At 45.0% G+C, this 13021-nt stretch carries 10 protein-coding genes; all 10 read left to right on the plus strand.

The features are described from left to right. Positions 1-36 precede the first annotated feature (36 nt). The 10 genes from PN836_RS07580 to PN836_RS07625 all read left to right on the plus strand — a co-directional run bounded on the left by PN836_RS07580 (position 37) and on the right by PN836_RS07625 (position 12940). Positions 37-2280: an acyl-CoA dehydrogenase gene (locus PN836_RS07580; RefSeq protein ID WP_395344639.1), complete on the plus strand. Its 2244-nt coding sequence runs from the start codon at positions 37-39 to the stop codon at positions 2278-2280. 178 nt (positions 2281-2458) lie between these two features. Continuing rightward, complete coding sequence (locus tag PN836_RS07585; protein ID WP_395344640.1) at positions 2459-3043, plus strand: thymidine kinase; 585 nt, start codon at positions 2459-2461, stop codon at positions 3041-3043. 488 nt (positions 3044-3531) lie between these two features. Beyond that, the gene (locus PN836_RS07590) at positions 3532-4752 is read left to right on the plus strand and encodes an acyl-CoA dehydrogenase family protein (protein ID WP_395344641.1); all 1221 of its coding nucleotides are present in this window, start codon (positions 3532-3534) and stop codon (positions 4750-4752) included. Between the two features lie 4 nt (positions 4753-4756). Continuing rightward, complete coding sequence (locus tag PN836_RS07595; RefSeq protein WP_395344642.1) at positions 4757-5848, plus strand: phosphotransferase family protein; 1092 nt, start codon at positions 4757-4759, stop codon at positions 5846-5848. 10 nt (positions 5849-5858) lie between these two features. Next, positions 5859-6605, plus strand: coding sequence for an SDR family oxidoreductase (locus PN836_RS07600; protein WP_395344643.1), 747 nt, complete (start codon positions 5859-5861; stop codon positions 6603-6605). 8 nt (positions 6606-6613) lie between these two features. Next, entirely contained in the window at positions 6614-7480 is an 867-nt protein-coding gene (locus tag PN836_RS07605) for a bile acid:sodium symporter family protein (RefSeq protein ID WP_395344644.1), read from the plus strand. A gap of 145 nt (positions 7481-7625) precedes the next feature. Further along, positions 7626-8741, plus strand: coding sequence for a phosphoserine transaminase (locus PN836_RS07610; RefSeq protein ID WP_395344645.1), 1116 nt, complete (start codon positions 7626-7628; stop codon positions 8739-8741). Between the two features lie 29 nt (positions 8742-8770). Next, positions 8771-9952 carry a 3-phosphoglycerate dehydrogenase family protein gene (locus PN836_RS07615; RefSeq protein WP_395344646.1) on the plus strand — a complete coding sequence of 394 codons (1182 nt, stop codon included), beginning with the start codon at positions 8771-8773 and terminating at the stop codon, positions 9950-9952. A gap of 132 nt (positions 9953-10084) precedes the next feature. Next, positions 10085-11653, plus strand: coding sequence for a serine hydrolase (locus tag PN836_RS07620; RefSeq protein ID WP_395344647.1), 1569 nt, complete (start codon positions 10085-10087; stop codon positions 11651-11653). 3 nt (positions 11654-11656) lie between these two features. Further along, positions 11657-12940, plus strand: a complete 1284-nt coding sequence (locus tag PN836_RS07625; protein WP_395344648.1) for a hypothetical protein — start codon at positions 11657-11659, stop codon at positions 12938-12940. The last annotated feature ends 81 nt before the right edge of the window (positions 12941-13021 follow it).

Here is a 13021-nt window from a genome sequence, read left to right on the forward strand (position 1 = left end):
AATTATCAACTGGTCAGATGAGCGGATAAGTTAATTATGAGCCTACGTACGAATCTTAAAAAAGTGTTACCTCCAATTTCAGTCACCGAACAGGAAGCGCTAGACGCGGGTGACGTATGGATTGAATCATCGATATATCAGGGTAAACCGGATATGCAAGCTTTAAGACAGCTTCCAAAGGCCAAATTAAGTGCAGATGAACAAGCCTTTCTAGACGGACCTGTGCAAACGCTATTAGAAATGATAGACGATTTTGAGCTGACCAACAGTAAGCATATTCCCGATAATATTCTCGATTTTTTAGGCAAAGAAAAATTCTTTTCCATGATTATTCCAAAGAAATTTGGTGGCTTGGAATTTAGCCCTTATGCCAACTCGACCATTGTTGCCACCATCGCAGCAAAAAGCGGTGCGATTGCAGTAACGGTTATGGTGCCCAACAGCTTGGGTCCCGGCGAACTTCTCATGCATTATGGCACCGAATCACAGCAAAACTATTGGCTTCCGCGCCTTGCTGTTGGTCAAGACATTCCTTGTTTTGCATTAACAAGTCCTGAAGCTGGCTCAGACGCGGGTTCTATTCCTGACGCAGCCATTGTTACCAAAGGCATGTGGGAAGGCAAAGAAGTATTGGGCTTGAGTGTATCATGGGATAAGCGCTACATTACCTTAGCACCAATTGCGACAGTATTAGGTCTTGCATTTAAAGTGTTCGACCCTGAGCAGTTATTGGGAAGTGAATTAGAGCTAGGCATTACCTGCGCATTGTTGCCGAAGTCTCACCCTGGTGTGGAACTAGGCAATCGCCACGACCCGATGGGCATGCGTTTTTACAACGGTACTACACGCGGCGAAAACGTTTTCATTCCTATGGACTTTATCATTGGCGGCCAAGACAATATTGGCAAAGGCTGGCAAATGCTCGTGAGCTGCTTAGGGGCTGGTCGCGGTATTTCATTGCCCGCTATGGGCGTAGCGACCGCGCACTCAGCGTTCAAATCAACCGCAGAATACTCATTTGTGCGCGAGCAGTTTGGCGTTCCAATTGGTCGCTTTGAGGGCATTCAAGATAAACTTGCCGACATCGCGGGTAAAACGTTTCTGTTAGAGGCGATGCGCGTGCTGACCACCGAAGGTTTAGGCGAAGGCTTAAAACCCTCCGTAGTAACCGCTATAGCAAAGTATCACATGACCGAGCTCGGTCGCGACGTGATGAACTCTGCAATGGATGTGCAAGCAGGAAAAGCGATTCAACGCGGCCCACAAAATACACTTGCGAATGGTTACTCTGCATTGCCAATTGCGATCACGGTTGAAGGTGCAAACATTCTTACCCGTAATCTAATGATATTTGGTCAAGGTGCGATGCGCTGCCACCCTCATCTGAAAGAAATGGTAGACCTGATCCACAGCGATGACTCAGTCGCAGATGCAGAATTTAACAAAGTACTAGGGAAAACGGTTAGGTTTAGCGTAAAAAATGCGCTGCGAAGCACTGTGAATAGTTACCTGCCCTTCATGCGAAGCGCTGAATCAAGTTTGCTTGAAGTGCGTCCTTACGAGAAGCGTCTTAACGCGTTATCGTCTAAATTGGCGCCATTGGCAGATTTCTCATTGCTAGTGCTCGGTGGAGACTTGAAAAAAGCTGAGCTACTGTCTGCTCGTTTAGGCGATGTCATCAGCTATGTATACGCAGCTATGGCAACCGTGCGTTTTTACGAGCAACGTGTACAGAATCGACAAGAAGCACTTCCGTTCTTTAAGTACGCTATGGAATGGTCGCTGCAACAAGGCGAGAAAGCTATTGTGGACTTTGTGAATAACTTCCCCAACGCACCGACTCGCTACTTAATGCGCACGCTAACCAATACATATAGCTCATCTGTACGTGGGATCAGCGACGACTTGATTAGAGAACTGTCAACAGCCGCTCTTCAAGATTCTGATATCAAAGCGGACTTAACGCATTTGGTCAAAACCATCCCAGGCGATGGCAATGATATAAATGAACAAGCATTCAAAGCGAAGCACGCAGCAATGCCATTGTTATCAAAAGTCCACAAAGCGCTTAAAAAGCATCCCGTCATCCCCTTCGTTTCGTTTGAAAACGTGGTGAATAAGCTTCATGAACTAAATGAGCTCAGCGATAGCGATAAAGCGACCTTGTTGGACTACAACGAAAAGCGCAAATTGGCGGTACGCGTTGATGAATTTACTTTCGATATGGTCGACGTCAATGACTTAGACCGCTCGGAAGATAAGCAAGCTGACGCTGCATAAAAATTGCATATCAGAAAAAGGCGCTATTACCAGCGCCTTTTTTAATGCTCGGTACGCGGGTGTCTGTTTCGTCGCACCTTGAATACCAATTTGGCTGATACATGGGTAATCACCGTCACCCTTAGTTATGATATCCTTCATTGCGTTAAGTGCACACTTAAGGAAACACGTTTCAATAATGGCTCAGCTCTACTTTTATTATTCAGCGATGAATGCTGGAAAATCAACTTCGCTTTTGCAATCTGCTTACAACTACAAAGAAAGAGGCATGCAGGTTGCGCTATTTACAGCTGCGTTCGACACCCGATTTGGCGAAGGAAAGATCGCATCAAGAATAGGCTTATCTGAACCTGCTCATTTATTTGCTACTGACACTGATTTGTTTGAGACTGCAAGCGTGTTGCATGGGCAGACTCCCTTGGGCTGCATATTCATAGACGAAGCTCAGTTTTTAAGCAGAGGACAAGTAAAAAACTGCCTGCGTATCGTAGATGAGTTAAACGTACCTGTTCTTGCTTATGGCTTACGAACAGACTTTCGCGGAGAAACCTTTGAGGGTAGTCAATATCTACTTGCCTGGGCTGATAAGCTCTCCGAACTAAAGACAATTTGTCACTGCGGGCGAAAAGCTAACTTTGTTGCAAGGCTTGACGAAAAAGGGGAAGCAATCGCACAGGGACAGCAGATTGAAATTGGCGGAAATGACAAATATGTATCTATGTGTCGAAAACATTTTAGCGAAGTCACCGGCTTTAATAAATGAACTTTTAGGCAATACTTGCATTGTTAACGATTAACCATAAACGTCGATATTTTTTACAAGCCATTATCACTTAGCAGCTAACTTACTGTTTATATTAATTATTTTAATAGGCACAGTTTATGCTTAGTCTAACTCAGGTCAGTCGCATACATTCACTCTCGTTTTTAGCGTGGACGCACATGTCGCTGCACCTGCCGTCTTTTCAATCTTGTCTCTTACACTCGCAGGGGTTTTTCTTCGCAGAAAAATCTAGACAAGATTGACTAGTACCAAGGGGCCGTTGTTTGGCCCCTTTTTTTAACTCCCGCAATTTTCCAAGCTGTGATGCAAAGCCTTACTTAAGCTTTGATACTTAGCCTTACAAACATCATTTCAATTGATGATCCCAGTATCAGAAAAGCAATTTAATGATTTTGCATGTATCAACTAGTATAAAGGCATAAAATTGAATAATTCGCCTCGTAACTGTTGCAAGGTTTGGAGTGACCATGGACTTTTCCTACAATGAAAAAACTCAAGATTATCTAACTCGCCTGAAAGCGTTTATTCGCCAAAACATTGAGCCAATCGAAGATAAAACTTACGCTGAAAACGAGCACATAAATCCAAGCGGAGACTGGCTAAACTGGAAAGTTCTAAGTCCAATAGAAGGTCTGAAACAACAAGCCAAAGAAGCAGGGCTTTGGAACTTATTTTTGCCCGATGAAAGTCTAGGTCAAGGTCTAAGCTGCACCGAGTATGCGCCGCTAGCTGAGCAGATGGGACGAATACTCTTCGCCCCAGAAATATTCAATTGTAATGCACCTGATACGGGTAACATGGAAGTGCTTTATCATTTTGGTAACGAGCAGCAACAAGCAACATGGTTGCAGCCACTATTAAATGGTGAGATACGTTCCGTATTTGGTATGACTGAGCCTGACGTGGCCTCATCGGACGCTACAAACATGCAAGCAAGCATCAAAGAAGAGGGTGACGAGCTCGTACTGAACGGCAAAAAGTGGTGGTCCACCGGTTTAGGGCATCCTAATGCAAAAGTCATGATTTTTATGGGCTTGTCGAACCCTGAAAATGACAAACATAATCAGCATAGTATGGTAATTGTGCCACTAGACACGCCAGGATTAACCGTCAAACGGATGCTAACAGCGTATGGCGATTATGACGCACCATTCGGGCATGGCGAAATGGAACTAATTAATGTTCGCGTACCGAAGGAAAACTTGTTAGTCGGAATGGGCAAAGGCTTTGCCATCGCGCAAGGGAGACTTGGCCCAGGCCGCATCCATCATTGTATGAGAGCTATTGGCATGGCTGAGAAAGCGTTGGAGCTTGCTATTAAACGCGGGTGCGAGCGAGTTGCATTTGGTCGCCCCATCATTGATATTGGCGGAAACAAGGAGCGCATTGCTAAAGCGCGCATGGCCATCGAGCAAGCGCGTTTACTGACCATGCAAGCAGCGTGGAAAATTGATAACCTAGGCGTGAAAAACGCAATGGTAGATATTTCCGCAATTAAGGTCGTGGTGCCCAATATGCTGCAAGAGGTAGTAGATATGGCGATTCAAATGCACGGCGGCGCAGGAATGTGCAACGACTTTGTATTGGCAAGACTCGCTGCTGGTGCTCGATCATTAAGACTAGCAGACGGTCCTGACGAGGTGCACATGGCGATGGTGTCTCGACTAGAACTTAAAAAGTATCGGTAGGCTCATGACAAAAGCAGTGTTAGATACAGCAGGAAAAGTTAGGCCCGGAGAAGAGTTACCCATCGAGCCACTTAAAGAATGGTTGCAAACAAATTTAAATGACACAAGCAATCCTGATGCATCAAAAAGTGACTACAGCGGCGATGTCAAGATTACGCAATATTCAGGGGGTGCCTCGAATTGGACCTATTGCCTTGAGTTTGCACAGCAGTCATTGATTCTGCGACGTCCACCTGCCGGAACCAAGGCAAAAGGGGCTCACGATATGGGGCGCGAATATCGCCTTCAAGATTCGCTTAAACCCGTTTTTGACAAAGTACCCCAAATGCTAGGATATACGGATGACGACAGCATTATTGGTGCCGAATTCTATGTCATGGAAAAGCTCAATGGCATTATTCCGCGTAAGCATTTTCCCAAAGGCTTAAACATTTCCCCGCAGCAAGCACATAAGCTATGTACTGTAGCCTTAGATGAGTTGTGCAATTTGCATAATGTTGATTATAAAGCGGCTGGTCTTGACCATATCGGTAAAGGTGAAGGTTATACAACGCGTCAAATAACAGGATGGATATCTCGCTATACAAAAGCTAAAACCTGGAATGTGCCCTCAGCAAAAAAAGTGATGAGGTGGTTAGAAGATAACTTACCCGCGAAAGAAACGATTTGCATTACGCACAATGACTACCGCTTTGACAACCTCGTTTTAAGCGCAAGCGAGCCGACAGAAATCATCGGCGTGCTTGATTGGGAGCTTGCAACGCTGGGCGACCCTTTAATGGATTTAGGCAATAGCATCGCATACTGGGTGCAGGCGGATGACGACTTCCTTGCGCAGAATACACGGCGTCAGCCGACTCACCTGCCGGGGATGATGACGCGGCAAGAAGTGATCAACTATTATTGCGAAAAGCAGAACATCGAAGCGAAAGACTTCGACTTTTATGAAGTTTATGGACTTTTCAGACTGGCTGCGATCGTTCAGCAAATCTATTATCGCTACCATCACAAACAAACTCGAAACCCAGCCTATAAGAACTTATGGGTATTCGTACACTATCTTTTGTACCGCTGCAAAAAAATTATTAAACGATAAGGATCAGAGCGTGCGAAAAAACATTCTCATTACAGGAGCAAGCTCTGGTCTTGGAAAAGGTATGGCCATAGAGTTTGCCAAAAAGGGACACAATCTTGCTCTTTGTGCCAGGCGTGTCGAGCGCCTGGAGGAATTGCAAAAGGAATTACTGAACTTAAATCCCGACATACGTGTGCTAATAAAGTCTCTCGACGTTAACGATCATGATGCCGTATTTACCGTTTTCGAAGAATTTCGACAAGCGCTCGACAGCTTAGACCGTGTCATTGTAAATGCTGGCATGGGCAAAGGCGCTTCACTGGGCACCGGATATTTTAAAGCCAATAAAGAAACAGCTATTACTAACTTTGTATCAGCCATTGCTCAATGCGAGGCAGCAGTGGGCATTTTTCGCGAGCAAAACCAAGGGCATCTAGTCACCATTTCTTCCATTAGTGCAGTGCGAGGTTTTCGTCGCGCATTAAATGTATACGCTGCAACAAAGGCAGCTTTGAGCTCTTTAAGTGAAGGTTTGCGCATTGACTTACACAATACCCCCATTGTGGTTTCAACTATTCATCCAGGTTTTATTCGCAGCGAGATAAACGAAAAAGTCGATAAGGTTCCGTTTATGGTCGACACAGAAACCGGATGTAAGGCCATCGTAAAGGCGATTGAAAAAGAAGGCGCAAATAGTTATGTGCCGAGCTGGCCTTGGTCTGTGCTGCAATTAGTGTTAAGAATTGCACCACTTTCGTGGCTTAAGAAAATGAGCTAGCGCGTAAATTGGAAGCCAGTATATTCACGCAAGTCGCGCTACCAGCTGTCCTTGCGCTTATCATGTTTGGGATGGGCTTAAGCTTAGAAAAAAGTGATTTTTCGCGCCTGCTTAAGATACCCAAAGCCGCAATAATTGGCTTAATCGGGCAGATGATAGTCCTTCCCGGCTTTGCATTTACACTCGGTGTTTTGTTTGCAGAGCCTGCCATTGCCATTGGCTTAATGATCCTCGCCGCATGCCCTGGGGGGACGACCTCTAACCTTATCAGTCATATCGCTCGTGCTAACCTTGCGCTTTCGGTCACGCTCACCGCATTAACCACAGTAATATGCGTAATCAGTACACCTTTTATTATAAAAGCCAGTATTGGTTATTTTGAACAAGGAACTGCAACTGACTTTTCACTGCTGAACACATCATTGAGCCTTTTGGTGATTTCACTTGTTCCCATTGCTTTAGGAATGTTGGTAAGAAGTAGATTTTCAAAAATGGCAAGGCGTGCTGAACCCAAATTTAGAACCCTTTCAACGGTTTTCATGCTGTTGTTGATTGCCATTATAAGCTATCAAGAGCGAGAGATGTTGCTCGACTCTTTTCCAAGCGTCTTTATCATCGCATTTTCTCTTAATATTGGCGCGACATTTTTAGGTATCGCTCTTGCAAAATTAGGTGGCTTGTCACGCAAAGACGGATTAACGCTTGGCATTGAAGTTGGTACGCAAAACGCAACCCTAGCCATCCTAATAGCAGCGACGTTTATACAAGTTCCAGAATATGCAATCGCTGGGGCAGTATATGGCGTTATTATGTATATTGGCGCATTCTTGCTAGTGGCGGGCACTCGACTAATGTCGCCGAAGAAGGCCTTATAAGAGCGCGCAAGGGCAACAGACACGGCTACGTTACTCCGGATAGTCAACAATTGCATAGGATAAATGTATTCAATCTATGCGTTATCGGCAAAAACTGTCATCATTATTCATTAATTTTAGTTTTCTTAGCACAAGCAGTCTCTCTATGAACAAACCTCAAGTCTTACCAAATAATCCCAATTTTTCCTCGGGTCCTTGCAGTAAAAGGCCTGGCTATGATGTTAACAATTTAGATTTGAGCGTACTCGGTCGTTCACATCGTTCTGACGTCGGGAAATCAATGCTGGGTTTAGCTTGCACAAAAACAGCAGAAGTATTGGGTCTTCCACGAGGATATAAAGTCGGCATAGTGCCAGGTTCTGACACTGGTGCTGTCGAGATGGCAATGTGGTCTTTGCTAGGGTCACGTCCAGTAACAGTGGCTGCTTGGGAGTCATTTGGCGGCGGGTGGGTAAGCGATGCACTTAAGCAATTAAAATTAGATGCAAAGGTGCTTGAAGCTGACTATGGACTATTGCCCGACCTGACCAGCGTGGATTTTAGCCATGACCTCGTATTTACCTACAATGGCACCACGTCTGGTGTTAAAGTACCTGATGGCGACTGGATCCCCAGCACTCGCGAAGGACTGACGATATGCGATGCGACGTCTGCTGTGTTCGCAATGGATATGCCGTGGGAAAAACTAGATGTAGTGACTTACAGTTGGCAAAAAGTGCTAGGTGGCGAAGGCGCGCACGGCGTCATTATTCTGAGCCCAAGGGCAGTTGAACGACTCGAGTCATACACTCCACCGTGGCCCATGCCTAAAATATTCCGTTTGACCAAAGGTGGGAAACTCATTGAAGGGATATTTAAAGGTGCAACCATAAATACACCATCCATGCTCTGTGTCGCCGATTACGTAGATGCACTTACATGGGTAGAGAGTATCGGTGGCGTCAGCGCCGCAATCAAACGCTCTGAAGATAATTTAGCCGTCATACGGGCTTTTGTAGACCAGCATTCATGGATTGACTTTTTAGCAGCAGACAAAAACACCATCTCAAATACGAGCGTTTGTTTAACCATGCAAGCTAGCGAAACGCAGGTGAAAGACATTGTCAAATTACTTGCTGCTGAATCAGCCGCGTTCGATATTGGCGCTTATCGGGATGCCCCTGCAGGAATTAGAATTTGGTGCGGAGCAACAATTGAATCGTCTGATGTCGATGCGCTTATGCAATGGTTAAATTGGGCTTACAGCGAAGTAAAAAAATAAAAATACTCTGACCGCGAGAAAACACTCACATGTTCAAAATTAAGACTTATAACAAAATATCTGATAAAGGCTTGTCGCGCTTTGGGCAAGACAAATACCAAGTTAGTGATAGTACTGAAAAAGCCGACGCGATTGTCTTAAGAAGCCAAAAGTTACATGACGAAGTACTGCCCGATTCAACACTGGCCATTGCGCGTGCGGGCGCTGGCGTCAATAACGTACCCATTGACGATTGCACAAATAAAGGGATCGTGGTTTTTAACACACCAGGCGCAAATGCAAACGCTGTGAAAGAATTAGTATTAGCGGGTATGTTGTTAAGTTCTCGCGGTATTATTGCTGGTCGAGAATTTGTCAACACCTTAGGTCAGATGGATGATGCGAGTGAAATGTCTAAGTTGCTTGAAAAAGAGAAAAAGCATTATTCCGGAAGCGAGCTTGCTGGCAAAAGTCTTGGCATTGTTGGTTTAGGTGCAATTGGTTCAATGGTTGCTAATGTTGCATTAAGTATGGATATGGAAGTAAAAGGGTTTGATCCTGCTTTGTCCGTTGAAGCCGCGTGGCGTCTACCTAGTGAAGTGCAGCGCATGGAAAGTTTGCACGCCTTGTTAAGTGAAGTCGACTATTTGACGTTGCATGTGCCTGCCATTGAAGCCACTCATCACATGATAAACGCGGATACGCTAAAACTGATGCGTCCCGATGCTGCTATCATGAATTTTGCGCGAGATGCCATTGTCGACCCCAAAGCTATCGTTGATTCACTTGACGCCGGCAAACTTCGCCAGTACGTGTGCGATTTTCCAGAGCCTTGTCTAATTGCACATCCCAAGGTCATTGCTCTACCTCACATTGGTGCAAGTACCGCCGAAGCTGAAGAGAACTGCGCTATTATGGCGGTAAATCAGTTAAAGGAGTTTTTGGAAAACGGCAATATTGTAAATTCGGTAAACTTTCCGAAAGCAAGAATGGGACGCAATGGGTCTGCATGCAGAGTAACATTTGCAAACGACAATGTGGCGGGTGTTTTAGGAAACGTATTGTCGATATTCGCTGAAAATCAAGTTAACGTTCTAGACATGATGAACAAGAGCCGAAACAACGTCGCGTATAATATTCTCGATTTTGAGGAGAAGCCAAGCGATCAAGTGATCGAACAGTTAAAGAAAGTCGAACACGTTACTTCTGTTCGAGTGCTTTGTAAGACGTAAATTACCGTGCATTTGAGTTGTGTGTGGGCGCTGACGGTAGTTTTCAAGATTGCTGCAAAAGCGACAGCTTGTATTGAAGTTTAATGCAAATTTCCGCACACTAGAAACACTAGCCATTGAAGTGTTTGCCCCATGTCAAAAATGCACCTCCTTCCTACTCCGCTTGCCCTGCTAACTGTATTGGCAGTGCTCACGCTGTCACCACGCATTGAAGCCTACTCCAAGGCCTTCAGTGAAGACACTATCGATAATGCGGCCAAATCGGCTTTAGAAGCATTTCAAACACCTGGAATCAGCGTAGCAATCGTTCATGACAATACATTAATTTACAGCAAAGGCTTCGGTTATGCTGATCTTGAAAACAAGCTTAAGGTTACCCCTAGCACCTATTTTAGACTAGCATCAACCAGCAAAGCCTTTACGGCTGCCGCCCTAGCCATTTTAGTCGATGAAAAGAAGTTAGCGTGGGAGGATTTAGTCATCGATCACCTTCCGCAATTTAGATTGCAAGATGCCTACGCAACGATGAATTTTACCGTCAGAGACTTACTGACTCACAAGAGCGGTTTAGTGAGCGGCGCGGGTGATAGTATGATTTGGCCGGAACCCAGTGGGTTCTCTCGCAAAGAGGTTGTGTCTAAGCTTAAGCACTTCACGCCTGCTAATCAATTTAGAGCGCGCTACGCCTATAGCAACGTTCTTTACATCACCGCAGGCGAATTAATTGAGGCGGTTACTGATGAGTCTTTCGATGAGTTTATAAATGACCGCTTGTTCAAGCCTTTGGATATGGCTTGCTACGCTGGACAGATGCCTGAAGCTGCGGTTGTTAACAGCGCTAAACCTTATGGGCACAATGAGGCGCGTGGCATTTACGCCATTCCTCGCAATGCAATTTACGGAGATGCGCTGATGTCAGCTGCTGCGGGTGGAATGGTCTGCAACGCTCAGGATATGGCAAAATGGATTCAAGCGCTGTTATCACAAAGCAATTTGCCGTTTTCTGAATCGCAACTTGATAATATGTGGCGAAGTGAAACCATCCTGGGCGTCTCCGAAACAGATACCGACTGGGACGGCACACATTTTAGAACCTATGGATTGGGCTGGCGAATCTCCAACTATGGTAGATACAAGCTTGTTTCGCACACCGGCACACTATCCGGCTATCAAGCCTATGTTGCTTTGCTGCCCGAATTAAATCTTGGCGCGGTTGTGCTGAATAATGGTTCAAATTACGGCGCTCGCGGCGCAGTTATGCAAACAATATTAAAAATGTTTGTTGATGATGATCCCAAAGACTGGATACGTGAATATCAATCCTATCAGAAAGAGAGAGAAGAGGCTTACTTAGCGCGCGCACGCGAACCTGAACCTCTGCTTGAGATGACGCTGTCGTTAGACGACATCATTGGTGAATATAATGATGCATGGTTTGGAGCGGTAAGTATCAAAAAATCCGACCAAGGTGTACGTTTCATCTCTTCTCGAATGACAACACTTAGAGGAACGCTTGAACCTTTCCAAGAGCGAAGCTTCAAAGTGGTGTGGGATAATCAAAACGCCGCATCAGATGCCTTCTTGCATTTTGATGCCGATGTTTTACGTAACATCAAAGGATTTACAATGCATCCGTTCACGGTCAGCGAACGCGAAAATCATGCGTGGCGAGACATGCGCTTTGTTAAGCAAACTGATTAGAGCATGTTTACATTGAAATGCACTAAGATAAAAGTAGCTTTGCCGTTTGCTTTAATATTAATTCTCACCAGCTTAATAGGATGTAAGGACTCAAAGCATGAGGTCTTTGATAACGTTGATGCAAATAGCGAACAAGTGAGTAACGAAAGGCCCCCAGAAGTACCGGTAAGTTATTTTAAACCGCCATTATTGAAACAGCTCCCGCTTGTCATAGATGAAACAGGTGAAATGATATGGGGGGCAGCCACAGCAGACGTCGACGGCAACTTATTTTTTGCGGTTTCGTCTTATCAGCAAGATAATAACAGTGCCTCTTTGCTGAAATACATTCCTGACTCTGCCCTGACCATTCCTCGTTCAGATGTCATTACTCAACTTGCCAGTGAAGGCAATCTTGATGACGATATTATTCAAGATAGGATCCAAGGCAATATGGCGATGGCAGAGGATGGCTATTTGTATTTTGTGAGCATGGACTATAAGACGGAGACTCGCGAGAAGCAGTCACTCTATGGTGGCCGTCTGTGGCGCAAGTTACCCCAATCAACCAATTGGGATTTAGTGCTCAACTCAGATGCATCTCTGGCGACTGTCCATACACATGGACAATTTGTATATACGCTTGGACACTGGGGACATGTACTGTATCAATACAATACACAAACCCAGCGAAGTACCAACATACCCGTAGGTTCTGTGCCAGGACATTACTCTCGTGACTTTCTGGTCGATGCAAGTGGCAGTATATTTGTTCCGCGTATAGAAAAATTACAGGATGGAGAAATCAATGCTGTACTCGTTGAAATCGACGAGTCTTTAGGCGTTGCGGATTTTCATCCGCTGAACCATTACTGGAATGGCGATGGATTTGGCAATCATGGGATTGTTTCGCAAACCCTTATGGAGAACGGTGAATTATACTTTGTCACCTCCGGTGGCTACTTATACAAAATCACGCAAAACGAAGTTGGCCGGAACGTCGTACACGAATTAGGCTTATTCGATACACAGCAAACCAATATGTATATCTCTGCCCTGTATTCGCCAGATAACAACAGTTTATTGGTAGGATTGGGGCGCAGTAAAGAACACGATGAGTATCGCTGGTTTATAAGAGAGTTGAATACGCAAACGACGGTAAGTTATCCCATTGTAGAGATGCCCAAACAGAGCTTATTGCTATATGGCGCCGGTAAAAATGAGCAAGGCCTCCCTCTCATTGTGGGTGGAGATAAGCGCGGCACGGATACCTATAGAGCCGTCGCGTATGAGATAGAATATCAATAAACCTGAATAAGGCGCGCTTGTCGGTAAAAAATGGTCAGATTTGCTACTATTTGGTTTGCTAGTAAAATCATGACTGCATTT

This window comes from Ningiella algicola (assembly GCF_028401415.2).
In the GTDB taxonomy this organism is placed as follows: domain Bacteria; phylum Pseudomonadota; class Gammaproteobacteria; order Enterobacterales; family Alteromonadaceae; genus Glaciecola.

What these genes read in the sequence shown, in the direction of transcription:
- PN836_RS07625 (WP_395344648.1), top strand. Translation starts at nt 11,657, where the DNA reads ATGTTTACATTGAAATGCACTAAGATAAAAGTAGCTTTGCCGTTTGCT.
- PN836_RS07620 (WP_395344647.1), top strand. Translation starts at nt 10,085, where the DNA reads ATGTCAAAAATGCACCTCCTTCCTACTCCGCTTGCCCTGCTAACTGTA.
- PN836_RS07610 (WP_395344645.1), top strand. Translation starts at nt 7,626, where the DNA reads ATGAACAAACCTCAAGTCTTACCAAATAATCCCAATTTTTCCTCGGGT.
- PN836_RS07595 (WP_395344642.1), top strand. Translation starts at nt 4,757, where the DNA reads ATGACAAAAGCAGTGTTAGATACAGCAGGAAAAGTTAGGCCCGGAGAA.
- PN836_RS07580 (WP_395344639.1), top strand. Translation starts at nt 37, where the DNA reads ATGAGCCTACGTACGAATCTTAAAAAAGTGTTACCTCCAATTTCAGTC.
- PN836_RS07590 (WP_395344641.1), top strand. Translation starts at nt 3,532, where the DNA reads ATGGACTTTTCCTACAATGAAAAAACTCAAGATTATCTAACTCGCCTG.
- PN836_RS07615 (WP_395344646.1), top strand. Translation starts at nt 8,771, where the DNA reads ATGTTCAAAATTAAGACTTATAACAAAATATCTGATAAAGGCTTGTCG.
- PN836_RS07585 (WP_395344640.1), top strand. Translation starts at nt 2,459, where the DNA reads ATGGCTCAGCTCTACTTTTATTATTCAGCGATGAATGCTGGAAAATCA.